This is a genomic window from Ruegeria sp. AP11 (assembly GCF_056535865.1).
In genome coordinates, this window is record NZ_JBQFJB010000001.1 from 3,185,939 (window position 1) to 3,212,904 (window position 26,966).

General features: G+C 59.2%; 25 protein-coding genes. 15 read left to right on the forward strand and 10 right to left on the reverse strand.

Features of this window, described 5'->3' with window-relative positions; translation table 11 throughout:
- Positions 1 to 58: 58 nt before the first annotated feature.
- On the reverse strand, positions 59 to 1,060 hold the full coding sequence (gene gap / locus ACR3E4_RS15895) for a type I glyceraldehyde-3-phosphate dehydrogenase (protein WP_480532591.1): 1,002 nt from the start codon (positions 1,058 to 1,060) through the stop codon (positions 59 to 61).
- 181 nt (positions 1,061 to 1,241) lie between these two features.
- On the opposite strand from gap, the gene ACR3E4_RS15900 reads away from it, so the two are divergent.
- On the forward strand, positions 1,242 to 2,201 hold the full coding sequence (locus ACR3E4_RS15900; RefSeq protein WP_480532589.1) for a DUF808 domain-containing protein: 960 nt from the start codon (positions 1,242 to 1,244) through the stop codon (positions 2,199 to 2,201).
- A gap of 56 nt (positions 2,202 to 2,257) precedes the next feature.
- On the opposite strand, the gene tkt is transcribed toward ACR3E4_RS15900, so the two are convergent.
- On the reverse strand, positions 2,258 to 4,282 hold the full coding sequence (gene tkt, locus ACR3E4_RS15905; protein ID WP_480532587.1) for a transketolase: 2,025 nt from the start codon (positions 4,280 to 4,282) through the stop codon (positions 2,258 to 2,260).
- 235 nt (positions 4,283 to 4,517) lie between these two features.
- On the opposite strand from tkt, the gene ACR3E4_RS15910 reads away from it, so the two are divergent.
- Genes ACR3E4_RS15910 through ACR3E4_RS15920 form a run of 3 tightly spaced genes read left to right on the forward strand, consistent with a single transcriptional unit; the run spans position 4,518 to position 6,093 of the window.
- The gene (locus ACR3E4_RS15910) at positions 4,518 to 5,351 is read left to right on the forward strand and encodes a hypothetical protein (RefSeq protein ID WP_480532585.1); all 834 of its coding nucleotides are present in this window, start codon (positions 4,518 to 4,520) and stop codon (positions 5,349 to 5,351) included.
- The gene (locus ACR3E4_RS15915; protein ID WP_480532583.1) at positions 5,351 to 5,743 is read left to right on the forward strand and encodes a cell division protein ZapA; all 393 of its coding nucleotides are present in this window, start codon (positions 5,351 to 5,353) and stop codon (positions 5,741 to 5,743) included. Before ACR3E4_RS15910 ends, ACR3E4_RS15915 begins: the two co-directional genes overlap by 1 nt.
- Positions 5,740 to 6,093 (forward strand): MliC family protein, encoded by a 354-nt coding sequence (locus ACR3E4_RS15920; RefSeq protein WP_480532581.1) that lies wholly within the window; start codon positions 5,740 to 5,742, stop codon positions 6,091 to 6,093. The genes ACR3E4_RS15915 and ACR3E4_RS15920 overlap by 4 nt, the downstream gene beginning before the upstream one ends.
- 1 nt (position 6,094) lies before the next feature.
- Here ACR3E4_RS15920 and grxD read toward each other — a convergent pair whose 3' ends face one another.
- The 6 genes from grxD to ACR3E4_RS15950 form a co-directional block, all read right to left on the reverse strand.
- The gene (gene grxD / locus ACR3E4_RS15925) at positions 6,095 to 6,457 is read right to left on the reverse strand and encodes a Grx4 family monothiol glutaredoxin (RefSeq protein WP_480532579.1); all 363 of its coding nucleotides are present in this window, start codon (positions 6,455 to 6,457) and stop codon (positions 6,095 to 6,097) included.
- Positions 6,444 to 6,734, reverse strand: coding sequence for a hypothetical protein (locus tag ACR3E4_RS15930; protein ID WP_480532577.1), 291 nt, complete (start codon positions 6,732 to 6,734; stop codon positions 6,444 to 6,446). The genes grxD and ACR3E4_RS15930 overlap by 14 nt, the downstream gene beginning before the upstream one ends.
- 43 nt (positions 6,735 to 6,777) lie before the next feature.
- Positions 6,778 to 7,014: a BolA/IbaG family iron-sulfur metabolism protein gene (locus tag ACR3E4_RS15935; protein ID WP_480532575.1), complete on the reverse strand. Its 237-nt coding sequence runs from the start codon at positions 7,012 to 7,014 to the stop codon at positions 6,778 to 6,780.
- A 144-nt stretch (positions 7,015 to 7,158) separates the two neighbouring features.
- Complete coding sequence (gene purL / locus ACR3E4_RS15940; protein ID WP_480532573.1) at positions 7,159 to 9,318, reverse strand: phosphoribosylformylglycinamidine synthase subunit PurL; 2,160 nt, start codon at positions 9,316 to 9,318, stop codon at positions 7,159 to 7,161.
- Between the two features lie 190 nt (positions 9,319 to 9,508).
- A complete protein-coding gene (locus tag ACR3E4_RS15945) occupies positions 9,509 to 11,761 on the reverse strand; it encodes a mechanosensitive ion channel family protein (RefSeq protein ID WP_480532571.1) in 2,253 nt (750 codons plus the stop codon).
- Positions 11,762 to 12,041: 280 nt separating this feature from the next.
- The gene (locus ACR3E4_RS15950; RefSeq protein ID WP_480532569.1) at positions 12,042 to 12,950 is read right to left on the reverse strand and encodes a LysR family transcriptional regulator; all 909 of its coding nucleotides are present in this window, start codon (positions 12,948 to 12,950) and stop codon (positions 12,042 to 12,044) included.
- A 169-nt stretch (positions 12,951 to 13,119) separates the two neighbouring features.
- Here ACR3E4_RS15950 and ACR3E4_RS15955 point away from each other — a divergent pair, with 169 nt between their 5' ends.
- The 10 genes from ACR3E4_RS15955 (at position 13,120) to ACR3E4_RS16000 (ending at position 24,550) form a co-directional block, all read left to right on the forward strand.
- The gene (locus tag ACR3E4_RS15955; protein ID WP_480532567.1) at positions 13,120 to 16,539 is read left to right on the forward strand and encodes an indolepyruvate ferredoxin oxidoreductase family protein; all 3,420 of its coding nucleotides are present in this window, start codon (positions 13,120 to 13,122) and stop codon (positions 16,537 to 16,539) included.
- A gap of 78 nt (positions 16,540 to 16,617) precedes the next feature.
- Entirely contained in the window at positions 16,618 to 17,496 is an 879-nt protein-coding gene (locus tag ACR3E4_RS15960) for a lysophospholipid acyltransferase family protein (protein ID WP_480532565.1), read from the forward strand.
- Positions 17,497 to 17,503: 7 nt separating this feature from the next.
- Positions 17,504 to 18,313: a glutamate racemase gene (gene murI / locus ACR3E4_RS15965; protein ID WP_480532563.1), complete on the forward strand. Its 810-nt coding sequence runs from the start codon at positions 17,504 to 17,506 to the stop codon at positions 18,311 to 18,313.
- Between the two features lie 93 nt (positions 18,314 to 18,406).
- Positions 18,407 to 19,435: an N-acetyl-gamma-glutamyl-phosphate reductase gene (argC, locus tag ACR3E4_RS15970; protein WP_480532561.1), complete on the forward strand. Its 1,029-nt coding sequence runs from the start codon at positions 18,407 to 18,409 to the stop codon at positions 19,433 to 19,435.
- Between the two features lie 7 nt (positions 19,436 to 19,442).
- On the forward strand, positions 19,443 to 19,889 hold the full coding sequence (ccmE, locus tag ACR3E4_RS15975; RefSeq protein WP_480532559.1) for a cytochrome c maturation protein CcmE: 447 nt from the start codon (positions 19,443 to 19,445) through the stop codon (positions 19,887 to 19,889).
- A 150-nt stretch (positions 19,890 to 20,039) separates the two neighbouring features.
- Positions 20,040 to 20,651, forward strand: coding sequence for a holin-associated N-acetylmuramidase (locus tag ACR3E4_RS15980; RefSeq protein ID WP_480532557.1), 612 nt, complete (start codon positions 20,040 to 20,042; stop codon positions 20,649 to 20,651).
- On the forward strand, positions 20,642 to 21,208 hold the full coding sequence (locus tag ACR3E4_RS15985) for a holin family protein (RefSeq protein ID WP_480532555.1): 567 nt from the start codon (positions 20,642 to 20,644) through the stop codon (positions 21,206 to 21,208). Before ACR3E4_RS15980 ends, ACR3E4_RS15985 begins: the two co-directional genes overlap by 10 nt.
- A 74-nt stretch (positions 21,209 to 21,282) precedes the next feature.
- Positions 21,283 to 23,247 (forward strand): heme lyase CcmF/NrfE family subunit, encoded by a 1,965-nt coding sequence (locus ACR3E4_RS15990; RefSeq protein WP_480532553.1) that lies wholly within the window; start codon positions 21,283 to 21,285, stop codon positions 23,245 to 23,247.
- A complete protein-coding gene (locus tag ACR3E4_RS15995) occupies positions 23,244 to 23,699 on the forward strand; it encodes a cytochrome c-type biogenesis protein (protein ID WP_480532551.1) in 456 nt (151 codons plus the stop codon). The genes ACR3E4_RS15990 and ACR3E4_RS15995 overlap by 4 nt, the downstream gene beginning before the upstream one ends.
- Before the next feature lie 74 nt (positions 23,700 to 23,773).
- Entirely contained in the window at positions 23,774 to 24,550 is a 777-nt protein-coding gene (locus ACR3E4_RS16000) for an enoyl-CoA hydratase-related protein (RefSeq protein ID WP_480532549.1), read from the forward strand.
- Between the two features lie 8 nt (positions 24,551 to 24,558).
- On the opposite strand, the gene bmt is transcribed toward ACR3E4_RS16000, so the two are convergent.
- Both bmt and ACR3E4_RS16010 read right to left on the reverse strand, forming a co-directional pair.
- Positions 24,559 to 25,572: a betaine--homocysteine S-methyltransferase gene (gene bmt, locus ACR3E4_RS16005; RefSeq protein ID WP_480532547.1), complete on the reverse strand. Its 1,014-nt coding sequence runs from the start codon at positions 25,570 to 25,572 to the stop codon at positions 24,559 to 24,561.
- Positions 25,573 to 25,694: 122 nt separating this feature from the next.
- A complete protein-coding gene (locus ACR3E4_RS16010; RefSeq protein ID WP_480532546.1) occupies positions 25,695 to 26,015 on the reverse strand; it encodes a DUF1476 domain-containing protein in 321 nt (106 codons plus the stop codon).
- Between the two features lie 187 nt (positions 26,016 to 26,202).
- Between ACR3E4_RS16010 and purC the strand changes: the two genes are divergently transcribed.
- The gene (gene purC / locus ACR3E4_RS16015) at positions 26,203 to 26,958 is read left to right on the forward strand and encodes a phosphoribosylaminoimidazolesuccinocarboxamide synthase (protein ID WP_480532545.1); all 756 of its coding nucleotides are present in this window, start codon (positions 26,203 to 26,205) and stop codon (positions 26,956 to 26,958) included.
- Positions 26,959 to 26,966: the final 8 nt, after the last annotated feature.

Consider the following 26,966-nt stretch of genomic DNA (forward strand, 5'->3'; position numbering starts at 1 on the left):
GAAAATGCCCGCTCAGATAACCTGAGCGGGCATAAGGGTACAAGCGATGTGCGAAGGGTCAGTTAAGGCGGCCCATCGCGACAGCGACGTCGGCCATACGAACCGAGAAGCCCCATTCGTTGTCATACCACGCCAGCACGCGCACCATGCGGTTGTCGACGACACGGGTCTGTTCGGGCGCGAAGATCGAGCTTTCTTCGGTGTGGTTGAAATCGGTCGAGACCAGCGGCGCGGGCTCATAGCCCAATACGCGCTGCATCGGGCCCTTGGCGGCTTCTTCGACGATGGCGTTGACCTCTTCCACGGTGACGTCACGCGACGCGCGGAACGACAGGTCAACCGCCGAGACATTCGGGGTGGGAACACGGATGGCCGAGCCGTCGAGACGGCCTTTGAGGTTCGGCAGAACTTCACCCAGCGCTGCTGCGGCTCCGGTCGAAGTCGGGATCATCGACATGGCAGCGGCACGGGCGCGGTACAGATCGCTGTGACGGCGGTCCAGCGTCGGCTGGTCACCGGTATAGGCGTGGATGGTGGTCATGATGCCATGTTCGATGCCGACACCTTCGTCCAGCACCTTGGCCAGCGGGGCCAGGCAGTTGGTGGTGCACGATCCGTTCGACACCATGTTGTCATTGGCGGCCAGCGTGTTGTGGTTGACGCCGAACACAATGGTTTTGTCCACGTTCTTGCCCGGAGCCGACAGCAGAACCTTGCCTGCACCACGTTCCAGATGTGTTTTGGCCTTCAGACCATCGTTGAACTTGCCAGTGCATTCCAGCACGACGTCGCAGCCTTCCCAGTCCAGCTCGTTCATATCGTAGGTCGAGAACATCTGCATCGGGCCGCGGCCCAGATCCATGGTGTTGCCGTCAATGGTGACATCGCGCGGGAAACGGCCGTGAACGCTGTCATATTTCAGCAGATGCGCCGAGGTTTCCAGCGGGCCGGTGGCATTGACCTTGATCACTTCGATGTCATTGCGGCCCGAGGCGGCAATGTGCGACAGGGTGCAGCGGCCAATGCGGCCAAAACCATTGATACCGACCTTGATGGTCATCTGACGTCTCCAAAATGCGCTTGCGTTGCAGGCCATATAGCCGCGAATATGGAATCTCAAAAGGGCAAAAACGGCATATTTTTAAGGTGTTAGCGCAAACCTCACGCGATTGCGCTAACGCTTGCGCTAGCTGCCGGATCAGGTAGGGTCCCTCTGCGGCGGATGAAAGAAAGGAAGCGCGATGAGTGGTCTGTTGGCCCTGTTGGATGATGTGGCGGGGATTGCCAAGGTCGCGGCGGCATCCGTGGATGATGTCGTGGCGGCGGCGGGAAAGGCCGGGGCCAAGACCGCCGGAGTGATCATCGACGACGCTGCGGTGACGCCGAAATACGTACAGGGCTTTGCCCCGGCGCGGGAATTGCCGATCATCTGGCGTATCGCGCGCGGGTCTATATTCAACAAGATCATCCTGTTGCTGCCGGTTGCCCTGCTGCTGGCCAATTTTGCGCCCTGGCTGATTACTCCGCTGCTGATGCTGGGGGGCTCTTATTTATGTTTCGAAGGGGCCGAGAAGATTTTTCATGTTCTGTTTCCTCATGGCAGCCATGTGATCGAGGAGGATATGAAGAACCGCGATCCCGGCCATCTGGAGGAGCAGAAGGTCAAGGGCGCGATCAAGACCGATTTCATTCTGTCGGCTGAAATCATGACCATCGCGCTGGCAGCCATTGAGGCTCCGAATATCTGGATGCAGGCGGCAACCTTGGCAGTTGTGGGGCTGGGGGTGACTCTGGCCGTTTATGGCTCGGTCGCGCTGATTGTGAAGATGGACGATGTGGGTCTGTTTCTGGCCGGGAACGCGCCGACCCCGGTGGGGCGCGGGCTGGGGCGTGGGCTGGTTCGGGCTATGCCCGTGGTGATGAAACTGCTCTCGACCATTGGGACAGCGGCGATGCTGTGGGTTGGCGGATCGATCATCATTCACGGGCTTGAGGTGTTGGGCTTTGGTGCTTTGCAATATCAGATTTATGACTGGGCCAAGGCGATTGCCTCTTCGGTGCCCGATCAATGGAGCGCTGCGGTCAAATGGCTGTCAAAGGCGACGATGGACGGCATTCTGGGGCTGGCCTGGGGGCTGGTTCTGATCCCGCTGGCGACCAAGGTGTTGATGCCGCTTTTCGGAAAGTCCGCATCGCGTTGATATCCAAATGAAAAGGGCGGCCTAAGCCGCCCTTTGCACGATAAGCTGGGTCTGTTTTACAGCCCCAGCAATTCCTTGACTTTGGCGACGGTCGCCTCGGCGGTGATACCGAAATGCTTGTACAGTTCGCCCGCCGGGGCCGAAGCACCGAAGCTGGACATGCCGATGAATCCGGCCTTGGCCTCACGGCCACGCTCGCCCAGCAACCAGCGATCCCAGCCACCGGCGCGGACTGCGGCTTCGATGCCGACGCGGACCGGACCGGCAGGCAGCACACGCTTGCGGTAAGCCTCGTCCTGTTCGGCGAACAGTTCCATGCAAGGCATTGAGACCACACGGGTGCCGATGCCTTCGGCTTCAAGCATCGCTTTGGCCTCCATCGCCAGCGACACCTCGGATCCGGTGGCGATCAGGATGGCCTGACGTTTGCTTTCGGCATCCGCGAGGACATAGGCGCCCTGCGAGGTCAGGTTTTTACCCTTGTGCTGCGTGCGGACGGTCGGCACGCCCTGACGGGTTAGCGACAGAACCGAGGGGCTGTCCTTAAAGGTCAGCGCCAGTTCCCACGCTTCGGCTGTCTCAACCGTATCTGCGGGGCGGAATACATAGGTGTTCGGTGTCGCGCGCGAGATCGCCAGATGCTCGACCGGCTGGTGGGTCGGGCCATCTTCGCCCAGACCGATCGAGTCGTGGGTCATGACGAACACGCTGGGCACTTTCATCAGCGCGGCCAGACGCATGGACGGACGGGCATAGTCGGTGAACGCCATGAAGGTGCCGCCATAGGGGCGGATACCGCCATGCAGCGCCATGCCGTTCATCGCGGCGGCCATGCCGTGTTCGCGGATGCCGTAATGGATGTAGCGGCCTTTGCGGTTTTCCGGCAGGAACACGCCCATATCGGCCGATTTGGTGTTGTTCGAACCGGTCAGGTCGGCCGAGCCGCCCACGGTCTCGGTCATGATCGGGTTGACGACGTTCAGAACCTTTTCCGACGAAGCGCGGGTGGCCAGTTTCGGCTGATCTTCCGACATCTGTTTCTTGAACGCGCGGATAGCTCCGGCCAGCTTCTTGGGAGCTTCGAACGCATAAGCGCGGTTGAACTCGGCCTGCTTGCGTTCGGATATCTGCGCGAAACGCTCTTCCCACGCAGCGCGTTCGGCGGCACCGCGTGCTCCGATGGCTTCCCAAGCGGATTTGACATTGGCCGGGACCTCGAACGCGTCATGGGGCCAGTCATAGGCCTGTTTCGCCGCTTTCAGCTGATCCTGATCGGTCAGCGCGCCGTGGCCTTTCGAGGTGTCCTGTGCGGCGTGACCCAGCGCGATATGGCTTTCGCAGGCGATCATCGTCGGCTTATTGGATTTCTTGGCCTGCACGATGGCGGCATCAATCGCTTTCGGATCATGGCCGTCAATCTCGATCACATGCCAGCCCGAGGCCGCGAACCGGCGCACCTGATCAGTGCGGTCGGCCATATCAACGGTGCCGTCGATGGTGATGTTGTTGTTGTCCCAGAAAACGATCAGCTTGCTCAGTTCGTGACGACCGGCGAGGGTGATCGCCTCTTGGCTGACGCCCTCCATCAGGCAGCCGTCGCCTGCGATCACATAGGTATAGTGATCAACGATTTTCTTGCCGTAATGCGCGCGTTGGACTTCTTCGGCGATGGCAAAGCCCACAGCGTTCGAGATGCCCTGACCCAGTGGGCCGGTGGTGGTCTCGATCCCGTCGATCAGGAAGTTTTCCGGATGACCGGCGGTCTTCGCGCCCAATTGGCGGAAGTTCTTGATCTCGTCCAGCGTCACATCCGCATGGCCCGTAAGGTACAGCAGCGAATAGACCAGCATCGAGCCATGGCCCGCCGACAGGATGAACCGGTCGCGATCCGGCCAGTTCGGGGCGGATGCGTCGAATTTCAGGTGCTTTTCGAACAGCACGGTCGCGACATCGGCCATGCCCATCGGCATTCCGGAATGGCCGGAATTGGCGGCAGCGACAGCATCAAGGGTCAGGGTGCGGATGGCCGCAGCCTTGTCCCAGTGTTCGGGGTTGGCTTTGCGCAGCGCAGTCAGGTCCACGGGCGTTATTCCTTTGGGTTACGGGCAGATTGGGCGCTGAATACCATCCGCCCGTCAAAGTGCAAGCAGAACCCGGTGTTGGGCCTGTTTGCCGCATGAACTGCGTTCCGCAAGTGGTTGAAACCAAACAGTGGGTATTTTCCGTCACATTCCGTTAGACTAGGGATCAGAACCGCCGCCCTTGATTCGGGCAGGCGCGCAACAAAACGAACCTTGATAAAGAGGTGACAGGGGCATGAGCCAGATCGAAGAATTGCAACGCCGTATCATTGCAGCGATGGAACGGATCGGCAGCGGTGTAGAGGCGCTGCAGACGCCCACGCTGACCGGTGGTGATGACGCCGCATTGCGCACTGCGCTTGAGGAAGAACGTTTGGCCAATGCGCAGTTGGAGGAGCGGATCAAGGCGCTGAATGCGCGGCATGCGCAGGAAATCGATGCACTGCGCGCGCAACCTGCTGCGGATGGTGAGGCAGATGCGCTGCGCGACCAACTGGCCGAGGTCAAGGCGCGGCTTGCGACGGTTGAAGCGGCGCGCGCAGATCTGGCAGAGGCAAAAGCAGCGCTGGAGAGCAATGACGAAATCGCGGCGCTGAGGGCAGAGGTTGAAACGCTGCGGCCTTATGCGGGCGCTGCGGAAGAGGTTGAGTCTCTTCATGCCGAAGTCGAGCAACTGACGCTGGTCGCCGATCGCGCAGAAGAGATGGAAGCAGAGCTTAACAAACTGCGCACTGAACTTGCCGATAGTGAGCGGATGACGGAACTCAGCGCCGAGCTTGAGATGTTACGCGCCGAACGGGCCAGCCATGGCGCGGCGATGTCGCGGCTGGACGACGATCTGCAGCGGTTGCGCAACGCGAATGAGCAGTTGCGCGGCGTTGTTGATGAACTGCGCGCCGCCGCCGAGGATGGCATGACCGACGCAGACATGCTGAACCGGGCAACGGCTGCCGAACTTGAGGCAACGCGCGCTGCGCGGGCCTCGGATGCGGCAGAAGCACATGCTGTTCTGGCCCGGTTGGAGCCGCTGTTGTCCCATGCCAAACTGGCTGAAGGAGAGGTTGAGTAATGCCCGAAGTAACCATTCATATCGGTGGCCGCGGCTTTGATGTCTCGTGCCAGGACGGGGAAGAGGTCTTCCTGCAGGCTGCAGCCAAGCTGCTGGATGACGAGGCGCAGGTGCTGTCGGATCAGATCGGGCGCATGCCTGAATCGCGCATGTTGCTGATGGCGGGCCTGATGTTGGCTGACAAGGCTGCGGCACAGGACGACCGCGTGAAAGTGGCTGAGGCGAAACTGGCCGAAGTTGAAGCTGAACTGAACCGCCTGCGCAATATGCCTCAACCCGCGCCCGAACGCATTGAGGTTGCGGTGGTGCCGCCCTCGGTAACCGACACACTGGCCGAGATGGCGGCGCGCGCCGAAGCGCTAGCCTCTGTCATAGAAGAGAAGACTGCATGATTTCGGGAAAGCGCCTTTCCCTGTGTATCAGCGCGCTGGCCCTGTGGGCACCAGCAGCGTTGGCCGAGATTGATATTCTGTCGGTCACATTCACCTGCGAAAACGCCACCCAAATACCGGTGTCATACTTCAATGCGACGGATGGGACCGGTGCGGCCGCAATGGTCATTGATGGAAAGCTGATCGCGATGCAGCAGGCCGAAAGCGGATCGGGTATTCAGTATGCCTCTGTCGGGGCAGATGGTACCTATACGTTGCGGTCGAAAGGCTGGGAAGCCACGATCAGCTTTCAGGCCGCCGGCGATACAGCCCCCGAACTGGTTTTGTTCAGGGACTGCGTGAGCCGATAGTTTACGCGTTTGCTTCGCGGATTTTGTCGGCCGCTTCCTTGTTGTAGCCGACGCCGTTATCGTCAAACAGCGTGTCCAGTTCGCCCGACAGGGTCATCTCGGTGATGATATCGCAACCGCCGACAAATTCGCCTTTGACGTAAAGCTGGGGCACGGTCGGCCAGTCGGAATAGTCCTTGATGCCCTGACGCACGTCCTCATCTGCCAGTACGTTCACGTCCGTGTATTCCACACCCATATAGTTCAGAACACCGGCCACGCGCGAAGAAAACCCGCATTGCGGCATTTCTTTGGTGCCCTTCATATACAGCACCACGTCGTTGGCTTTGACGGTTTCGTCGATCTGGGTCTTAACGTCGCTCATCTTGCTTTTCCTTTTCATCCGCCTGCGCGGGGGTCTTTCCGTTGTCGGGCAGCTCAGGTGCCCATCCTTCTTCTTCAAGCCTTCGGTGTTCGGCCTGTGCCAGTGTCACCGGATCAAGCCCGTATCGTTCGATGCCGCCAACCTTGCTGAGCTTTTCCGGGTCAGGGCGCATATCCGATAGCCTTCGTTTTCGGTTGCGTTTGACATAGGCTTCGATCAGGGCTGCGGCAATTATCAAAGCCGCGATTGCGCTTATCCAGATCGGCCAGCCGGTCATGTCCGCCGCGCTATCAGATCATCGGTATGGAAGCAGCCCGGCCTCACTCTGGCGCTTTCGTGGTCAACGCCAACGCATGTAACTCGCCAGCGGGGCCGTCCATCTTACCCTTCAGCGCCGCATAGACAGCGCGTTGCTGCTGCACCCGGTTCTTTCCGCGAAAGCTCTCGTCCACGACCATGGCCGACATATGCACGCCATCGCTGCCGCCAACCTGAATTTCCGCATCGGGAAAGGCATCGCGCAGCAGGGTTTCAATCTCGTGGGCGCTCATCGGCATGTAGGTGTACTCCTGAAAGTCTTTCCCAAGATGTAGAGCGATGCGCGGGGGCGTGCAAGATGGGACCGGAGTCTCGAAACGGGAAATCCCGCGCCGGTGTCGGGCGCGGGATTTTCATGCTTGATCCGTGAAAAGGGCAAGCGGTCAGGCAACCGCCGCCGCGAAGCTGGTGCGGAACGTGTCGGCCAGTTCGCTCAGAGGGGCTTCGGACCCGCCGATTTTGACCGCATCACCGGTGAAACGGCCCACCGAGACCAGCGGTACACCCGCCTGACCGGCGGCGATCATTAGCGCCTCGGCCTGATCGAAGTTGCAGGCGACCAGATAGCGGGCCTGATCTTCGCCAAACAGGAACTCGGTCGGGGCGTCGTCGAGGCAGACGCCCACGCCTGCAGCCTCGGCCAGTTCGAACGCGGCCAGTGCAATGCCACCGTCGCCCAGATCGGTGCAGGCCTTGATCATGTCACGGTTGGCGCGGATGAAGTCACCATTGCGTTTCTCAGCTGCCAGATCGACATATGGTGCATCGCCGTCTTCGCGGTTGAACACTTCGGCCAGCAGGGCGGATTGGCCAAGGTGTCCTTTGGTTTCACCGATGATAAGTGCGACGTGACCTTCGCGGACCTCGTTTCCGATGATCTCGTCGGTATGGTTCAGCAGACCGACCGCGCCGATGGTTGGTGTCGGCAGGATCGCCTGACCGTCAGTTTCATTATAAAGCGAGACGTTGCCTGACACGATGGGCATGTCCAGCGCGCCGACAGCTTCGCCAATGCCTTGAATCGCGCCGACGAACTGGCCCATGATCTCGGGCTTTTCTGGGTTGCCGAAGTTCAGGTTGTCGGTGGTGGCCAGCGGTTTGGCCCCGACGGCGGTCAGGTTGCGATAGGCTTCGGCCACAGCTTGTTTGCCGCCTTCGACCGGGTTTGCCCGGACATAGCGCGGGGTCACGTCGCTGGTGAAGGCCAGTACCTTGTCGGTGCCGTGGACGCGCACCATGCCTGCACCCAGACCGGGGGTGCGGGTGCTGTCGGCCATGACCATGGTGTCGTATTGTTCATAGACCCATTGCTTGCCCGCGTAGTTGGGCGAAGCGAGCAGGGCGCGCAACCCGTCGATCGGGTCGATCTGGGGGACATCGTCCAGCGGTGCCGCTTCGGGTGTCGGTTCCCACGGGCGGTCGTATTCCGGTGCGGTTGAGGACAGTTTCGACAGAACCAGATCGGCTTTGACCTCGCCATTGTGCATGATCAGGAAACGGTCTTCGGCGATGGTTTCGCCGACGATGGCAAAGTCCAGATCCCATTTCTCGAACACGGCGCGGGCCTCGGCCTCAAGCTCGGGCTTCAGCACCATCAGCATGCGTTCCTGAGATTCCGACAGCATCATCTCGTACGCGGTCATGTTCTCTTCACGCTGGGGGACGTTTTCCAGATCCAGACGCACGCCCAGACCGCCTTTGTCGCCCATCTCAACAGCCGAGCAGGTCAGACCCGCCGCGCCCATATCCTGGATCGAGATCACCGCGCCGGTCAGCATCAGTTCCAGCGTCGCCTCCATCAGGCGCTTTTCGGTGAAGGGGTCGCCGACCTGAACGGTGGGGCGTTTCTCTTCGATGGTGTCGTCGAATTCGGCCGAAGCCATGGTCGCGCCGCCCACACCATCGCGACCGGTTTTGGCACCCAGATAGACGACCGGCATGCCGACACCAGAGGCTGCCGAGTAGAAAATCTTGTCGCTGTCAGCCAGACCGGCGGCGAAAGCGTTCACAAGGCAGTTGCCGTTATAGGCGGGGTGAAAGCGAACCTCGCCCCCGACACAGGGAACGCCAAAACAGTTGCCATAGCCACCGATGCCTTCGACCACACCATTGACCAGTTGCCGGGTTTTGTGGTGGCCTGGCTCGCCAAAGGACAGGGCGTTCATCGAGGCTATCGGGCGCGCGCCCATGGTGAAGACGTCACGCAGGATGCCGCCAACGCCGGTTGCCGCACCCTGATAGGGCTCGATGTAGGAGGGGTGGTTGTGGCTTTCCATCTTGAACACCACCGCCTGACCGTCGCCGATATCGACCACGCCCGCATTCTCACCCGGGCCGCAGATCACCTGAGGGCCGGATGTGGGCAGGGTGCGCAGCCATTTCTTGGACGATTTATAGGAACAATGTTCGTTCCACATAGCCGAGAAGATGCCCAGTTCGGTAAAAGTCGGTTCATGCCCGATGATCTCGAGGATCATGTCGTATTCCTCGGGCTTGAGCCCGTGTGCGGCAATCAGATCGGGTGTGATGGCGGGCTCTTGCATCTTCTGTCCTGTGTCCAAGTGGGCCGAGATTGCGCGCCTTGTAGGGCAACAGGCGGCCTGAGGAAAGGGCCAAACCCGCGCAGGGGCATTCAGGCAAAGAAAAACGGGACCAGTCTTAAGACCGGTCCCGCCATTTGGTTCGATTACACCTGGTCCAGCCGGCAGGTGGTGCCGACCAAAAACATGCAGGTCAGGCAGGGGCCTCGCCCTTGTTCAACGAGTCCGCAGCAGCTGCGCCAACGGCTGCCTTTTGCTCTTCGGTCAGGTTTTCAGCTTCTTCCAGACCCGGGATCGCAACGCGCACCTCGCGGCGGGCAAAGTCGATGCCGTTTTCCTTGAACGCGGCCTTGACCCGGTTGAAGATTTCCTTGCGCAGGGTGAACTGCTTGCCCGGCTTGGCCATGAACTTGCCGCGGATGATCATGCCGACGTCGTCAAAGTCGAACACGCCCTGCGACTTGAACGGCTGCAGGAAACCATCCTTGTGGATCTCGTCCTCCATCATTTCGGCACCGATCTTCTTGAAGATCTTCTTGACCTTGTTCGGGTCGGTATCGAAGGGCACGGTGAATTTCAGCTTCATGATGACCCAGTCACGGCTGTAGTTGGTCAGCTTCTGAATCTCACCATAAGGAATGGTGTGCACCGGCCCGCGATGGTGGCGCAGCTGCATGGACCGGATCGAGATCTTCTCGACCGTGCCCGTGGTGCCACCCACATCGACATATTCGCCCACCCGGAACGCGTCGTCGATCAGGAAGAAGATACCACCAACAATGTCCGAGACGAGTTTCTGAGCACCGAACCCGATGGCCAGACCCAGAATACCGGCACCGGCCAGCAGCGGGGTGATGTCCAGCCCCAGCGCCCCAAGCGCAAGCAGCAAGAAAATCACCGCAATCGCGACCTGAGCGGTCACCCGCAGCAGCGGCAGAACCGTCGCCAGCCGCGATCCGCCCGAACCGCCACCTTCACCGGCCTCTTCATCGGGGCTTTGATCCGCTGTCATCTCTTGCGCCAGACGACGGTTGATCCAGAGCGAGACGACCTCATTCAGGATGTAACCAATGGCGATGATGATGAAGAACTGGATCACCCGGCTGCCATCTTCCTGACCACCGCCCGCGATCTCTTGCAGGTCCAGATTCCACGCTTTGGCGATCATCAGGATGACCAGAATACCAGCCAGCACGCGGCCAATCCGGATATAGCTGCGCTTGGTCGAGCGATAGGCTTGTTCAGCCACCGGACCTTCACCCAGCATCGGGGGTTGCAAGTGACGCACCAGTCCACGGATCAGGGTGTCAAGCGCCGGAGCGATCAGCAGCCAGAACATGGTGGTGAAATGCGCCCCCTGAACCAGAAGGTACAGCGTTGAGGGGTTGTTCTGCGCCACCAGAAACTCGACCAGCAACCAGGTTGCCGCCGATACGGCGATGGCGAAGTATGGGTAGTAATGCGCGACCTCTTCATCGAATTTGGTGTGATCGGGATCGGTGCCCAGCATCATCTGCGACAGGCCTTCGCGCGCCTTCCATGCGATAACGCCGATATAGATGTGGATCGCCGCGTTCAGCCAGAATCCGATGCGGGTTTCTTCCCCGGTCACTCCGTTCAATGCGTTGAAGCGCACCACAAACAGGGTAATGCCGATCAGGATCAGCAGACCGATCAGGTGGCGGTGCAGATATTGCGCCCAGTGATCGTCAATATTGACCAGACGGTATTCTGCCTTGTTGGGTGCCAGAATAAAGCGCGATGCGGCCGCACCCAGTCGTGGAATCCAGATCAGATAGAATACGAACGGGGCTGCATAGACGATCTGTTCCGGCGTCAATAGCCCGCGCCCGACCGCCCGGATGACAACATAGAAGACGACCAGACCGGCGAGTTCGTTGCAGAAGCGGACAAACAGGTATTTGACTGCGCCCCAAAGATCATTCTCATCTGCGGTGTCAGGCATCGCGTGCCATTTACGCGTCAGGAAGCCAAACAGCTTTTCAGCAATGAAGCCAACGATCAGGACGCCGATCACAAGACCGATCAGGGTCAATGCGCCGCTGCCGCCAAAGGTAGAGACAAAGTTCCCGGCAGCCTTGGCCTGAGCGCTGAATATGTTGGGAACCGTGGTCAGGACATGGGTCCAGGACGCGACCATCTCGGCCCAGATCTCGTTGATCTCGGTGATCGGATCTTCACGCTCTTCCGCTGCGGCTGCGTTTTTTTCGGCGACGGCGTCGAGACGTTCAAGCAGGATGGACCTGACCTGATCATCCGACATCCGCGCGACCAGACCATCGACTTGTTCGGGGGTCAGGTCTTCGGGGATTGAAATCGTCGCGGGGGACGTCGATGATGATGTGGAGGGCACTTGTGCGTGCAAAGGCCCAGCTATCACCACCATAGCGAGAAGCGCCGCAAACAGGCGTAGGGTTTGGAGCATATAACTGTCCTCGATCACGGAAATTTGGTTGATTTTTCGGGATCATATGCACGTATCGCCAGATTTCCCAGCAATTTCGCAACCCAATTTTCAGGCAGTGTGAAAAAAGCCCAAAAAAAAGGCCGAGCACTAAGCTCGGCCATAGTCCAACAGGGAGGTATGAAGATGATAAGCGTTTCAGCATCATCGCCTTCAAGAGCTCATTTAGGGATCACCTTTCGAACGATCAAGGTTTAATCGGGCATCAGGTGGTCATGTCGGCTATGCGGTTGGCGCATAGCTATAGTTTTCCAAGCTGCCTCAGGTGCTTGCGGTGAGCGATGATTTCATCCTGCACAAAGTCCCGAAACGCCGCGATCCGTTTGGAATGGCGCAGCTCTTCGGGATACGCGAGGTAAACCGGGACATCTGCGGTTTCAATATCCGACAGCACCGGAACAAGCTCGGGGAAGTCATCGGTCACATAGTTGGGAAGCACGCCGATCCCAAGGTGATGTATCACGCCCTGAAGTACCCCGAAATAGTTGTTCACCGTCATCAGAGAGCCCGGATTGTAGGTCATCACATGGCGCACCATTGCTGCACTGGCACCGACCTGCGGGGCCGAGGGGGTCTGACAGATCAGCCGATGGTTGGAGATTTCCTCAAGCGACTTTGGTGCGCCTCCGTTCGCCTCAAGATAGGTCGGCGTGGCATAGAGTGTCATTTGAACGGTCATCAGGCGTTTGCGGACCAGATCGGCCTGGCTGGGTTCTTTCATGCGAATGGCGACATCGGCCTCGCGCATGGGCAGGTCGAGAACGCGTTCTTCGAGCATCAGGTCGATATTGAGGTCGGGGTAACGTTCGTAGAGTTTGGGCAGGCGCGGAGCCAGCCAGAGCGTTCCGAAACCAAAGGTCGTGGTTACGCGCAGAACGCCAAAGACCTCATCCTCACTGTCGCGAATGCGCGCGGCGGCAGCGTCCAGACGTTTGGACATGGCCGAGGTTGCGTCAAACAGCAGTTCACCCTGTTCGGTCAGAATCAATCCGCGTGCATGGCGGTGGAACAGGGTGGCATCGAGTGATTCTTCGAGCGCTCGGATCTGGCGGCTCACGGCGGATTGAGACAAATTGAGCTTGTCGCCCGCGTGTGTAAGGCTGCCAGCATCCGCAACCGCGTGAAATATTCTGAGCTTGTCCCAATCCATCGCCGCAACTTTCGTTATCCCCGGGCAGCCCTATATGAAACACATAACAAATTCCACAATCAAACCCGGAAATCGTTACGGAATAGAGTGAATTTACTATACAGGTCAGCAATTGTGACCTAATATACGCAGGTATGAAGCACACTAATCCGACGAGGGGAGACGTCAGATGAGTCAGCCGAAAATATCACTCAATGACCGGTTCGATCTGGATCGGAGCCCGGTTCTGCTGAACGGAACGCAAGCGCTGGTGCGACTGATGCTGATGCAAAAGGCGCGCGATACGGCTGCGGGTCTGAACACCGCAGGTCTGGTCACCGGATATCGGGGGTCGCCCCTTGGCGCGGTGGACCTGCAGATGTCTCGTGCAGAAAAGCAACTGGCTGAAAGCGATGTCACGTTTCAGTTCGGGTTGAATGAAGATCTGGCTGCGACGGCCTTGTGGGGTAGCCAGCAGGCCGGGCTGCGCGGCGATGGCAAGTTCGATGGCGTGTTTGGTCTGTGGTATGGCAAAGGTCCGGGCGTGGACCGGTCCGGCGACGTCATGCGCCACGCGAACATGGCAGGCACAGCGCAGCACGGCGGTGTGCTGATGGCGATGGGCGATGACCACACGGGCGAAAGTTCGACCGTTTTGCATCAGTCCGAATGGTCGCTGGTGGATATGTACATGCCCGTGGTCAGCCCGGCGGGGGTGCAGGAGATACTGGATTACGGCATCTATGGCTTTGCGCTCAGCCGGTTTGCCGGGGTCTGGGTTGGGCTGAAGACGATGAAGGACACGATCGAGGTGACCTCGGTCGTCGATGGCCGCCCGGATCGAATGCAGTTGGTAACTCCGCAGTTCGACATGCCCGAGGGAGGTTTGAACATTCGGCTGGGCGATACGCCGCATCTGCAGGAAACGCGCGTGATCGACCACAAACGCTTTGCGGCCGAGGTATTCTCGCACGTCAACAAGCTGGACAAACGGGTTTGGGGCAAGCCGGGTGCCAAGATCGGATTTGCGGCTGCTGGCAAGAACTGGTTGGACCTGGCGCATGCGATGTCATTGCTGAATATCGACGCGAATGAAGCTGAGCGGCTGGGTATCACCACTTACAAGATCGGCCAGACTTTCCCCTTGGATATGAAGGGCTTCCACGATTGGGCTGAGGGGCTCGATCTGATCGTGATCGTCGAGGAAAAGAGAAAGCTGATCGAAGTGCAGGTCAAAGAGGCCATCTTTGACGACCGGCGCGGGCGCCGTGTCTATGGCTGGTACAAAGGCGGGGCAGGAACGCTGCACCGGGAAGAGCTGTTCCCGACCCGAGGGGCGCTCGACCCCATCATGATTGCCGAGAAGCTGGGCGAGATCCTGATCGAAGAGGGGCGCGATACGGACGGCGTGCGCGCGGGTCTGGCAGCGCTGTCCGAGGCGCGGCGGGCTGACAACGCCCAGGAAATCGCAGCGCGATTGCCGTATTTCTGTTCCGGCTGTCCGCATAACAGCTCGACCAGACTGCCAGAGGGCAGCCGGGCTTATGCGGGGATCGGCTGTCACTACATGGTGCAGTGGATGGACCGTGAGACCACCGGCTTTACCCAGATGGGCGGCGAGGGGGCGAACTGGATTGGCGAGGCTCCGTTCTCGACCACAAAGCACGTGTTCCAGAACCTTGGTGACGGGACCTATAACCACTCGGGCGTGCAGGCCATCCGGGCGGCGCTGGCAGCGGGCACCAACATCACCTTCAAGATCCTCTATAACGATGCCGTTGCGATGACCGGCGGGCAAGAGAATGAAGGCGGGCTGAGCGCCGAGCGTATTGTGGCCGAGGTCAGGGCGATGGGCGTCAGCAACGTGGCCGTTGTCTATGACGAAAAAGAAGATGTGAACTTTGGCGCTTTGCCCTTGGGCGTCGAAACCTTCGAGCGCGCCAAGCTGATGCAGGTTCAGGAAAAATTCCGCGAAACCGAGGGTGTATCGGTCATTGTTTATGTCCAGACATGTGCAGCTGAAAAACGCAGACGACGCAAGCGGGGCACGTTCCCAGACCCGGACAAGCGCGTGTTCATCAACACCGACATCTGCGAGGGCTGCGGCGATTGCGGTATCCAGTCGAACTGCGTGTCCATCGTTCCGAAGGAAACCGAACTCGGCCGCAAGCGGGCGATTGATCAGTCAAGCTGCAACAAGGATTTCTCGTGCCTGAACGGGTTCTGCCCATCCTTCGTGACTGTTGAGGGTGCGAAAATTCGCAAAGAGGCAACGACGGAGATCGACTTGCCGGACTTGCCGGACCCTGTTTTGCCGCAGATTGACGGCACGCATAACGTTGTGATCACCGGCGTTGGTGGTACGGGCGTAGTCACCATAGGCGCGGTTCTGGCGCAAGCGGCCCAGATCGACGGAAAAGGCGCGGGCATGATGGAGATGGCGGGCCTCGCACAAAAAGGCGGGGCGGTTCATATCCACTGCCGTCTGGCCAACCGGCCTGAGGATATCAGCGCCATCCGCGTCGCTACCGGCGAGGCACATGTGCTGATTGGCGGTGATCTGGTGGTTTCGGCAGGGGCAAAGACACTGGGCCTGACGCAGTCCGGTCGAACCGGGGCGGTGGTGAACAGTCATGAGATCATCACCGGAGATTTCACGCGCAATACCGATTTCACCATCCCCAGCGATCAGTTGCAGCTTGCCCTGCAGGCGCGGCTGAAGGACGGGGTGGCTTTGTTCGATGCCACCGATCTGGCGCGCGCGGTGATGGGGGATTCGATCTACTCGAACATGATGGTCTTTGGCGCCGCCTGGCAGCGAGGTCTGTTGCCGATAAGTCATCAGGCGATCTTGGAGGCACTTGAGTTGAACGGCACGGCTGTAGAACGCAACAAGCGCGCGTTCGAAGTTGGCCGCTGGGCCGTGACCCATCCGGACGAGGTTGCAAACATTCTGCGCCCCAACGTGACGGAATTGCCAAAGACGCTTGATCAGGTGATCGATTTCCGCGCTGCGCATCTGACCGATTATCAGGGCAAGCGCCTGGCGAAACGGTATCGCAAGCTGGTTGATAGCACCGAGGATCAAAAGGTTCGTGAGGCGATTGCCAAGGGCTATCATAAACTTTTGTCCTACAAGGATGAATACGAGGTCGCACGGCTGTTGCTGGATACGCGGCAGAAGGCCGAGGCCGAGTTCGATGGCAATTTCAAGATGACCTTCCACCTTGCGCCACCAACGCTGGGCACGAAAGGCGACAATGGGCGCCCGACCAAGAAGGCGTTTGGTGAGTGGTTCCTGGGGCCGTTGAAACTGCTGGCCAGGCTGAAAGGCCTGCGCGGCACCCCTCTGGATGTCTTTGGATACTCGGCTGAACGGAAGATGGAGCGTGCTTTGATCCGTCAATATGAGAAGGACATGAAAGAGGTTCTGCCCAAGCTCACACCCGAGACCCGCGATGCGATTGCGGCACTGGCGGCTCTGCCGTTGGACATTCGCGGCTTTGGCCCGGTGCTGGTGGCGAGCGAAACCAAAGCTGCAAAACGGCGCGAGGAGTTGCTGGCCGTCATCCGCGATGGCGGGCCAGAGTTGAAGGCTGCGGCAGAGTGAAGCTTCACAAGCCTGTCACGTAAGCTATGCAATTTGGTTGTCCGGCCTTATCTAGCAGTCAGCAAACCGGAGGAACCAATGCCCTCGCGCCATCACGTCGCCCGTGACATTTCCTATGCCCATTCCGCGGAAACGCGGAGCGGGCAGATGGTAATCAAGCTGATGGAGAATACGACGGGCCGTATGCGCCTGATCCGCCGTGCCGACGGGTACGAGCAGGAAGTGGCGCAGGGGCGTGATTTCTGGTCCGTGATGGTGGATCGGTATGGGTTGACGTTGGACGTGGCGGGCGGCGCGTTGTCGAACATCCCCAAAGATGGGCCGCTGATCCTGATTGCAAACCACCCCTATGGCATTCTGGATGGGCTGATGATGGGCCATATCCTGTCCCAGACACGCGGAGATTTCCGCATTCTGGCCAACCACGTGTTTCGCATGGCTGAAGATCTGAACCGGATCGTTCTTCCGATCTCGTTCGAGGCCAGCAAAGAGGCGATGAAGCTGAACCTCGACACCCGCAAGACCGCGCTGAACTATCTGGGCGAGGGTGGGGCGATCGGCATTTTCCCAGGTGGCACCGTCAGCACCGCCGCCAAACCATTCTCGCATCCGATGGACCCGGGATGGCGCGGTTTCACCGCCCGGATGGTGGCGAAATCGAGCGCAACCGTGGTGCCGGTGTTCTTTGATGGCCACACCTCGCGCCTGTTCCAGATTGCCAGTCATCTGCACAACACGCTGCGCATGGGTCTGCTGATCAAAGAGTTCAAAAAACGCGTTGATACCCCGGTCCGTGTGGTCGTTGGCGAGCCCATTGGGCGCGACATTCTTGACCCATTGGGCAAGGATACGCGCAAGATGATGGATTTCCTGCGCAAAGCCACGTATGAGCTGTCTCCGAAACCGCTGAAGTCTTATGACTACGGCTATGAATTCGAGGAACGGCATCGCGCCTGAAGGGCAAATGGCAGTAGGTATCTTTGATTCCGGATTGGGTGGTCTGACCGTCCTGAACGCCGCGCAGAAACGTCTGCCCGACGTGGATTTTCTGTATTACGCAGACAGCGCGCACGCGCCCTATGGTGTGCGCGACGCCGAGGATATCTATGAACTGACCCGCGCAGCCGTGCAGAACCTGTGGGATCGCGGATGCAATCTGGTGATTCTGGCCTGCAATACAGCCAGCGCCGCCGCTCTGCGCAGAATGCAGGAGGCTGGCGTACCCGATGGCAAGCGGGTGCTGGGCGTGTTTGTCCCGTTGATCGAGGCGCTGACCGAGCGGCAATGGGGCGACAACTCTCCGCCGCGCGAAGTCGAAGTGCAGCATGTCGCGCTGTTTGCCACACCAGCCACCGTATCCAGCCGGGCCTTTCAGCGCGAATTGGCGTTCCGCGCGATTGGCGTGGATGTCGAGGCGCAGGCCTGCGGCGGTGTGGTCGACGCCATCGAAGAGGGCGACATGATTCTTGCCGAAGCGTTGGTGCGCAGCCATGTGGATGCCCTGAAACGCAAAATGCCGGAACCGCAGGCGGCCATTCTGGGCTGTACCCATTATCCGTTGATGGCAGAGACGTTTCAGCAGGCGCTTGGCGCGAATGTGAAAGTCTACAGCCAGGGCGATCTGGTTGCTGAAAGCTTGTCTGACTACCTGCAGCGCCATCCCAACATGTTGGGTGAAGGCAAGGCCGGGTTTCTGACGACGGGCAAGCCGGGCGTGGTGACGGATCGTGCGACTCAGTTTCTCCGACGACAAATCTCGTTTGAAGCCGCCTGACCTAGGTCAAGGACGGCGCTTTTCCCATTTCGTAATTCGTTGACCGTCACAACGGCGGTCACCCATGTGACACATGAATGAAAGAGGTCTGACATGACCCATAAAATCGCAATTCTGGGTGCTTCCGGCTATACCGGTGCCGAACTTGTGCGGCTGATTGCCGGGCATCCGAATATGGAAATCAAAGCTCTAGCCGCCGAACGTAAGGCCGGGCAGACCATGGCGCAGGTGTTTCCGCATCTGCGGCACATGGATTTGCCGGTGCTGTGCAAGATATCCGAAATCGACTTTTCCCAGATCGACCTGTGTTTCTGCGCCTTGCCGCACAAGACCAGTCAGGAAGTTATCCGCGATCTGCCCAAGACCCTGAAAATCGTCGATCTTTCGGCGGATTTCCGGCTGCGGGATGGTGACGAGTACCAGAAATGGTACGGCAACCCGCATTCCGCGCTCGGGCATCAGGAAGAGGCCGTCTATGGCCTGACAGAATTCTACCGGGATGAGATCCGGTCGGCTCGGCTGGTCGCCGGGACCGGGTGCAATGCCGCGACCGGGCAATATGTGCTGCGGCCTTTGATCTCGGCTGGCGTGATTGATCTGGATGATATCATTCTGGACCTGAAATGCGCGGTTTCGGGCGCGGGTCGGGCACTGAAAGAGAACCTGCTGCACGCAGAGCTGAGCGAAGGCGCGAATGCCTATGCGGTGGGCGGCACTCATCGGCATCTGGGTGAGTTCGATCAGGAGTTCTCGGCAATCGCTGGCCGTACCGTGCACGTGCAATTCACACCGCATCTGATCCCCGCCAACCGGGGCATTCTGGCCACCACTTACGTGAAGGGCGACCCTCAGAGCGTTTATGAAACCCTGCAATCGGCCTATGAGGACGAGCCTTTCATCGAGATGCTGCCTTTTGGTGAAACACCTTCGACCCACCACGTGCGGGGATCGAACTTTTGCCATATCGGCGTGGTCGGAGACCGGATCGAGCGCCGCGCGATCGTGGTCGCGGCATTGGATAACCTGACAAAAGGTAGCAGTGGGCAAGCCTTGCAGAACGCCAACCTGATGTTAGGTGAGGATGAAACCCAGGGGTTGATGATGGCCCCTCTGTTCCCGTGAGGACGGTATGAAAACGCTCAAGAAACGTCGTCGAGTTCAAGTCATTCTGCTGGCTGTCGTGGCCCTTGTGCTGGCGACGGGTCTGATTGGCTATGCAATGCGCGATGGCATCAACTTCTTCCGCTCGCCCAGTCAGGTGATCGCCGAGCCCCCAAAACCGACCGAGGTTTTCCGCATTGGCGGTCTGGTCGAAGAGGGCTCGATCATTCGCGGGCAAGGGGAGACGGTGCATTTTGTTGTCACCGATGGCGGCGAGAGCGTGAAGGTTGCTTTCACCGGTGTTCTGCCTGACCTATTTTCGGAAAATCAGGGTATGGTCGGCACCGGCAGTTATGTGAACGGTGTGTTCGAAGCTACTGAAATTCTTGCCAAACACGATGAGACCTACATGCCCAAAGAAGTGGTGGACGCGCTGAAAGAACAGGGCGTTTACAAGGAGGGCGGCGACAGCTGAATTCAGCTTTGCTGCTTGCCTCCGGCAGAGGTGTTTTTAAACAAAAGAAGCAGGGCGTTGCGTGCGATAGTCGGGCAGCGCCCTTTGATTTGTCGGGGTGTTAATGCCTTTACCTGACCGTTTGGACCATCTGAGCAAGAGGGTGGTTCTATGCAGACGGTTCGACAGATTGCGGATGATATCGTGGCGCGCGAGGGTGGTTTTGTTGATGACCCGGACGATCCCGGTGGTGCGACCAAACATGGTGTGACGATCCACACGATGCGGCGTTTGGGTCTGGATCTGACGGCGGATGGCGTGGTCGACCGCGCGGACGTGCAGGCATTGACCCGGGCGCAGGCGGTCGAGATCTTCCTGAAGCATTATTTCGAGAAGCCTAAGATCGATCTGTTGCCTGAGGCGCTGTGGCCCTCTGTTTTTGATATGTATGTGAACGCCGGTGCGCATGCGGTGCGTATCTTGCAGGAGCTTTTGGGTCAGATGGGCTACGACTTGGATGTTGATGGTATCATTGGCGTCCATACAGCGCGCACCTGCAGCGATGCGGCCAATCCTCAGCCCATAGTGCTGCGGGATGCTTATGGGGTTGCACGCCGAAGCTATTATTTCCAGCTGGCCGACCGCAATGCTGCATTGCGCAAATACGCCCGTACCCGCGCTGGTGGCAAAGGGGGGTGGATCAAGCGTGCCGAGGCGTTCTTGTCACCCGTCTATCATCTGAGCGATGAAGAGTTTCAGCGGAGGATTTCAGAATGGGCCTGATTTCAGGAATTCTTGGGCTACTATTCGGCAGTGGTCGGAACGTCGTTCAGGAAACCGCCGAAGTCTTTCGCGAAAACACCGAGAGCGGGGCCGAGCGTGCGGTGATGTTGCGAGCGGCGGCGATGTCGCAGTTCGGAGCCGAGTTTCAGGCGCCGTCAAAGGGTTACTTCGATCGGTTCATGGACAGTGTGAACCGCCTGCCACGCCCTGCGCTGGCGCTTGGGACTTTGGGTCTGTTTATCGCCGCCATGGTCGATCCTGTTTGGTTCGCGGCACGGATGCAGGGCATATCGCTTGTGCCCGAGCCGCTTTGGTGGCTGTTGGGCGTCATTGTCTCGTTCTATTTCGGCGCCCGCCATCAGATGAAAGCGCAGGATTTCCAGCGTGAAATCAGCACGTCGATGCGCGGAGTTCCGGATGTTATTGCCAATCTCGAAGCGCTGGATGCCCTGCAGCCCAAAGATACCCGCATAGCGGAATCACCGCTTAATCAGGGCGGGGCTCAAGCCGAGGCCAATCCAGCGTTGGACGAATGGAAACGTCTGCGCGCAGGCTGAGGCGCGACACTATGTGCGGTGATCCTTGACGAATGTTAATGGCACATGGCTGGTTGCCGCAGTATAACCGGCCCATGATTACAGAGCTCGGCCATTTCGCACTGATCCTCGCCTTTCTGGTAGCCATCGTTCAGACCGTGGTGCCGCTTGTTGGCGCCGCAAAACGCTGGACCGGATGGATGGTTTTCGCCGAACCGGCGGCCATCACCCAGTTCATTCTGGCAGCATTTGCCTTCGGTGCGTTGATCTGGGCGTTTGTGACCTCGGACTTTTCGCTGCGGGTCGTGGTTGAGAACAGCCATTCCGCAAAACCGATGCTCTACAAGATCAGCGGGACATGGGGGAACCATGAAGGTTCGATGCTGCTGTGGGTTCTGATCGTTGCGATTTTCGGTGCGATGGCGGCTGTGTTCGGGGGCGGATTGCCTCCAACACTGAAAGCGCGGGTGCTGGCGGTTCAGGCGTCGATCGGTGTGGCGTTTTATGCCTTCATTCTGTTCACGTCGAACCCGTTTGACCGGCTTCCGGTTCCTCCGTTTGATGGCCGAGACCTGAACCCGCTATTGCAGGACCCCGGTTTGGCCTTCCATCCGCCTTTCCTGTATCTGGGCTATGTCGGTCTCAGCATGGCGTTCAGCTTTGCAGTTGCCGCGTTGATCGAAGGCCGGGTTGACGCTGCTTGGGGGCGCTGGGTGCGGCCCTGGACGTTGGCGGCCTGGATCTTTCTGACTATCGGCATCGCGCTTGGATCCTGGTGGGCTTATTATGAGCTGGGCTGGGGCGGGTTCTGGTTCTGGGACCCGGTTGAAAATGCCAGCTTCATGCCATGGCTTTTGGCCGCAGCGCTGCTGCATTCGGCCATCGTGGTCGAAAAGCGCGAGGCGCTGAAAAGCTGGACCATCCTGCTGGCCATCATCGCCTTTGGATTCTCGCTGATCGGGACATTCATCGTGCGCTCGGGTCTGCTAACCTCGGTCCATGCGTTCGCCAATGACCCCGAACGCGGGGTGTTCATCCTGTTCATCCTGATCATCTTTACGGGTGGCGCCTTGACCCTGTTTGCCGCGCGCGCGCAGGCGATGGAGGCGAAGGGCGTCTTCGGAATGGTCAGCCGTGAAAGCGCGCTGGTGCTGAACAATATCCTGCTGGCGGTCAGCTGTTTCGTAGTGTTCTTCGGAACGCTCTGGCCGATGGTGGCCGAGATGGCGTTTGACCGGAAGCTTTCGGTTGGTGCGCCCTTCTTCAATGCCGCTTTCACGCCCTTCATGGTGGTGCTTGGAATCGTTCTTCCTGTGGGCGCGATGATCCCATGGAAGCGGGGCAGGTTGGGCAAGGCAGCATGGTCGCTGCGCTATGCCTTCGTTCTGGCCATCGCGCTGGCGATACTAGTCTGGGTCCTGCAGACGGGACGCAGCGCTTTGGGTCCTGTGGGACTGTTCCTTGGCGCGTGGATCACTTTCGGTGCCATTGTAGACTTGTGGAGCCGCACGGGCCGCAAAGGCAGCCTTGGCCGTCTGTTCCGACTGCCGGGTGCCGATTGGGGCAAGGCTGTCGCTCATACCGGATTGGGTGTCACGATGTTCGCCATCGCCGGTCTGACCGCGTGGGAAGTGGAAGATATTCGTGTCGCGCAGCCGGGCCAGCCATTCGAAGTAGGTCAGTTCACGCTGACCCTGCAGGATGTGCGGCGCGTGGAAGGGCCAAATTACTTTTCGACCACCGCTGATGTTGCCGTTGAAAAGAACGGGCGTCAGATCACCACCCTGCACCCCGAGAAGCGCGACTATCCGGTGGCGCGCATGCCCACGACCGAGGCGGCGATTGACTACCGGTTCCTGCGGGATCTGTATGTGGTGATCGGGGATCAGCAAGCAGATGGTGGCTGGGTGATGCGTACATATATCAAACCTCTGGCCAATTGGATCTGGGCGGGATGTATCCTGATGTCTCTGGGCGGCTTGCTCAGCCTGTCGGACCGCCGTTTCCGCGTGGCCGCCGGTGCACGCAAGTCACCAGCAAGCGGAGTGCCTGCGGAATGAAGCGCCTTATTCTGATACTGATGCTGATATCCAGCCCGCTGATGGCGGTGCAACCGGATGAGGTTCTGGACGATCCGGTGCTGGAAGAGCGCGCGCGTGAGCTCAGCACCGGTCTGCGCTGTCTGGTGTGCCGCAATGAAAGCATCGACGAAAGCAACGCAGAGCTTGCGCGCGACCTGCGCATTCTGTTGCGTGAACGTCTGGTGGCGGGAGATACCGATCAGGAAGCGGTGGATTTCATTGTTGCCCGCTATGGCGAGTACGTGCTGCTGAAACCCACAACAACCGGCGCCAATCTGATGTTGTGGCTGGCCGGTCCGATCATGTTGCTGATCGCGGCGGGTCTGGGCTGGAGCTTTTTGCGCAAACGGTCACAGTCGCAGGGGGGCGGGCATACAGACACGCTCAGCGACGAAGAACAGGAACGTTTGCGCCGAATTCTGGAAGACTGACGCGCGGTTCTGCTTTTCCTTCCCTCACATTTGCGTAAGCTTTCGCAAGATGCTGCGCAGGTGAGGTTTTTTAGATGGAATATGAAGCAGTCCAGCTTGAGATTGCAGAAGGTCTGGCGGTTCTGACGCTGAATCGCCCGAACAAAATGAATGCGCTTACGACGCAGATGCGGGCGGAAATCACCTATGCCATGAAAGACGCCGCCCGGAAGGCGCGCGCGATTGTTCTGACCGGGGCAGGGCCGGCGTTCTGCTCGGGCCAGGATCTGGGCGACGCATCGAGTACGGGTTCGATCGATCTGGAACGCGCGTTGCGAGATGAATATGAACCGATGCTCGAAGCGGTCTATGACTGCCCGGTGCCAACCATCGCTGCGGTCAATGGACCGGCTGCCGGGGCAGGGGCCAATCTGGCGCTGTGCGCGGATGTGGTTATCGCGACCGAAAGCGCTTATTTTCTGCAGGCTTTCGCCAGGATCGGCCTGTTGCCAGATGCCGGAGGGACATGGTTCATGCCGCGCCAGATGGGGTTTGCCAAAGCGATGGGTGCGGCACTGTTTGCCGACAAGATCAGCGCGCGGCAGGCAGATGAATGGGGGCTGATCTGGGAAGCCGTGGCGGATGACCAGTTCGACGCGCATTGGCGCAAGCGGGCGGCCTATCTGGCCAATGGCCCGACCGCCGGGTTCCGCGCGATCAAGCAGGCGATCCGGGGGACCTATGACAAGACGCTGCCGCAGCAACTGGCGGCCGAGGCGCATCTGCAGGGGGAATGTGGCCGAACGCGGGATTTTGCGGAAGGCGTCGTTGCATTTCTTGAAAAGCGCCCCGCGAAATTCGAGGGGCGCTGAGTGTCTGATTAAGCCCGGCGACGGCGACGTGCGCGCCGTTCAGGTGCTGCATCGTCCCCGGTTCCATCCGAGGCGGAGGTAAACGGACCAAGCGCGAGCGTGATCTCATCCAAAGTCGGACGGTTACCGCGAGGCCGTGTATCCAGTGCTTTGCGCATCTCCCGCAGGTGCGCTGGCATGGTCCCGCAGCATCCGCCCACGATGGTGGCCCCTGCGTCACGGGCCATCGCCGCGTACTGTCCCATCAATTCGGGCGTACCGTCATAGTGTATGTGACCATTCACATATTTCGGAATGCCTGCATTGCCCTTGGAGATGAGCGGGCGTTCGGTCCCTTGCGCCGCAAACCCCAGAATGGTGCGCAGAATATCCGACGCTCCGGTGCCACAATTGGCCCCGAAGGCCAAAGGTGGATTCTGCAGGGTTTCAACCATCGTCGCCAGATCGGATGAGGTCACGCCCATCATTGTGCGACCGGCGGTGTCAAAGCTCATTGTGCCGCACCAGGGCATATCGGCCAGCGCAAAGGCCTCGGCGGCGGCGCGGAATTCTTCCGGGGCGCTGATGGTTTCCAGCCACAGAACATCTGCGCCGCCCGCCTTCAAGGCGTCCGCCTGTTCGTGGAACATCTCGACCGCTTCGGCATGGGTCAGGCTGCCGACCGGCTCCATGATCTCACCGGTTGGGCCGACCGAACCCGCTACGATCACCGGGCGGCCCGCCTTGTCGGCGACCTCACGGCCCAGCTCGGCACCGATGCGGTTCAGCTCGGCCACGCGATTCTGGGCGTCATGCAGTTTCAGCCGTGCCGCAGTGCCGCCGAACGTGTTGGTCAGAAACAGATCGCTGCCCGCATCGACCGAACCCTGATAGAGCGCGCGAATCTTGTCGGGTGCCTCGACATTCCACAATTCGGGCGCATCGCCGGATTGCAGGCCCATGTTGAACAGGTTGGTGCCAGTCGCGCCATCCGCGAGGATGACATCAACAGTTTCCAGAAGCTTGCTGAGCGCGTTTGTCATTGGGGTATTCCAAAAATAAGGGCCTGAGCCCGTAAAATATGAGACGCCCCGTGTCACACGACCGGGGCGTCAAATCAAACTCATAATTCTCATGAAGATCATGAGTTTTGAATTTCAGGCCATCAGCTTTCGGCTTCCGCCATCACCTGTTCTTTGGCCTCGGCCAGAAGTTCAGCCATTTTCGAACGAATCTTGGCCTCGTCCGCGAGATCGCCAAGATAGCCTTTGACTGCCTCGACAACATCGTCTTCGCTGACATTCTGCAGATCGGCATGGACCAGTTCCTGACCGTATTTCCGTGCCTGTTCAACGGTTTCGCCCTTCAGCGCCGATGCCCATACTGCCATGAACCGGTTGCGGCGCATACGTGCGATGAACTGCATCTTTTCGTCATGGGCGAATTTGCTTTCAAACGCAGCTTCACGTTCGTCGAATGTGGTCATTGGTTGGGGACCCCTTGGATTGCAATCTCTTTCCTGATGATATGACTATACGACGCCTCGGGCGCAAGGTATTTGCGCTGCGTCAAACCCTCTCGGGTCGCTGAACTTGCGGGAAGGCGGGGCTTGCACTATGAGGGCGCCAACGTGAAGGGACTCATTCCCTTTCGCCAGTCTGGAAAGGTCGCTCATGGCGCGTCGCAAGAAGATTTACGAAGGTAAGGCTAAAATTCTGTATGAAGGCCCGGAACCGGGTACGATCGTGCAGTACTTCAAGGACGACGCCACCGCGTTCAACGCCGAAAAGAAAGATGTCATCGACGGTAAAGGTGTTCTGAACAACCGCCTGAGCGAATTCTTCATGACCGGCCTGACACAGATCGGCATTCCCAACCACTTCATCCGCCGCCTCAACATGCGCGAGCAGCTGGTCCGCAATTGCGAGATCGTTCCGCTGGAAGTGATCGTGCGTAACTATGCCGCCGGTTCGATGTCGAAACGTCTGGGCATCGCCGAGGGAACGCAACTGCCACGTCCGATCGTTGAATATTGCTATAAGGATGATGCCTTGGGTGATCCGTTGGTCACCGAAGAACACATCGCCGCCTTCGGTTGGGCCAGCCAGCAGGACATGGACGATATCCTCAGCCTCGCGCTGCGCGTGAATGATTTTATGAGCGGCGTGATGCTGGCGGTCGGCATCCGACTGGTCGATTTCAAGATCGAGATCGGACGGATTTTTGAAGGCGACTATCAGCGCCTCATCGTCGCCGATGAAATCAGCCCCGATAGCTGCCGTCTTTGGGACATCGAAACTGGTCAGAAGCTGGACAAGGACGTGTTCCGCCGCGATCTGGGCAGCCTGACGGATGCCTATTCCGAGGTGGCTCGCCGTCTGGGTGTTCTGCCCAAGACCAACGTGACGAAGCCAACGCTGATCAACTGATCCCGCCC

Bases quoted from the DNA above. Each gene is read 5' to 3' on its own strand.
- gap (WP_480532591.1), bottom strand. From the start codon at position 1,060: ATGACCATCAAGGTCGGTATCAATGGTTTTGGCCGCATTGGCCGCTGC.
- ACR3E4_RS15900 (WP_480532589.1), top strand. From the start codon at position 1,242: ATGAGTGGTCTGTTGGCCCTGTTGGATGATGTGGCGGGGATTGCCAAG.
- ACR3E4_RS15910 (WP_480532585.1), top strand. From the start codon at position 4,518: ATGAGCCAGATCGAAGAATTGCAACGCCGTATCATTGCAGCGATGGAA.
- ACR3E4_RS15915 (WP_480532583.1), top strand. From the start codon at position 5,351: ATGCCCGAAGTAACCATTCATATCGGTGGCCGCGGCTTTGATGTCTCG.
- ACR3E4_RS15920 (WP_480532581.1), top strand. From the start codon at position 5,740: ATGATTTCGGGAAAGCGCCTTTCCCTGTGTATCAGCGCGCTGGCCCTG.
- grxD (WP_480532579.1), bottom strand. From the start codon at position 6,457: ATGAGCGACGTTAAGACCCAGATCGACGAAACCGTCAAAGCCAACGAC.
- ACR3E4_RS15930 (WP_480532577.1), bottom strand. From the start codon at position 6,734: ATGACCGGCTGGCCGATCTGGATAAGCGCAATCGCGGCTTTGATAATT.
- ACR3E4_RS15935 (WP_480532575.1), bottom strand. From the start codon at position 7,014: ATGCCGATGAGCGCCCACGAGATTGAAACCCTGCTGCGCGATGCCTTT.
- purL (WP_480532573.1), bottom strand. From the start codon at position 9,318: ATGCAAGAGCCCGCCATCACACCCGATCTGATTGCCGCACACGGGCTC.
- ACR3E4_RS15945 (WP_480532571.1), bottom strand. From the start codon at position 11,761: ATGCTCCAAACCCTACGCCTGTTTGCGGCGCTTCTCGCTATGGTGGTG.
- ACR3E4_RS15950 (WP_480532569.1), bottom strand. From the start codon at position 12,950: ATGGATTGGGACAAGCTCAGAATATTTCACGCGGTTGCGGATGCTGGC.
- ACR3E4_RS15955 (WP_480532567.1), top strand. From the start codon at position 13,120: ATGAGTCAGCCGAAAATATCACTCAATGACCGGTTCGATCTGGATCGG.
- ACR3E4_RS15960 (WP_480532565.1), top strand. From the start codon at position 16,618: ATGCCCTCGCGCCATCACGTCGCCCGTGACATTTCCTATGCCCATTCC.
- murI (WP_480532563.1), top strand. From the start codon at position 17,504: ATGGCAGTAGGTATCTTTGATTCCGGATTGGGTGGTCTGACCGTCCTG.
- argC (WP_480532561.1), top strand. From the start codon at position 18,407: ATGACCCATAAAATCGCAATTCTGGGTGCTTCCGGCTATACCGGTGCC.
- ccmE (WP_480532559.1), top strand. From the start codon at position 19,443: ATGAAAACGCTCAAGAAACGTCGTCGAGTTCAAGTCATTCTGCTGGCT.
- ACR3E4_RS15980 (WP_480532557.1), top strand. From the start codon at position 20,040: ATGCAGACGGTTCGACAGATTGCGGATGATATCGTGGCGCGCGAGGGT.
- ACR3E4_RS15985 (WP_480532555.1), top strand. From the start codon at position 20,642: ATGGGCCTGATTTCAGGAATTCTTGGGCTACTATTCGGCAGTGGTCGG.
- ACR3E4_RS15990 (WP_480532553.1), top strand. From the start codon at position 21,283: ATGATTACAGAGCTCGGCCATTTCGCACTGATCCTCGCCTTTCTGGTA.
- ACR3E4_RS15995 (WP_480532551.1), top strand. From the start codon at position 23,244: ATGAAGCGCCTTATTCTGATACTGATGCTGATATCCAGCCCGCTGATG.
- ACR3E4_RS16000 (WP_480532549.1), top strand. From the start codon at position 23,774: ATGGAATATGAAGCAGTCCAGCTTGAGATTGCAGAAGGTCTGGCGGTT.
- bmt (WP_480532547.1), bottom strand. From the start codon at position 25,572: ATGACAAACGCGCTCAGCAAGCTTCTGGAAACTGTTGATGTCATCCTC.
- ACR3E4_RS16010 (WP_480532546.1), bottom strand. From the start codon at position 26,015: ATGACCACATTCGACGAACGTGAAGCTGCGTTTGAAAGCAAATTCGCC.
- purC (WP_480532545.1), top strand. From the start codon at position 26,203: ATGGCGCGTCGCAAGAAGATTTACGAAGGTAAGGCTAAAATTCTGTAT.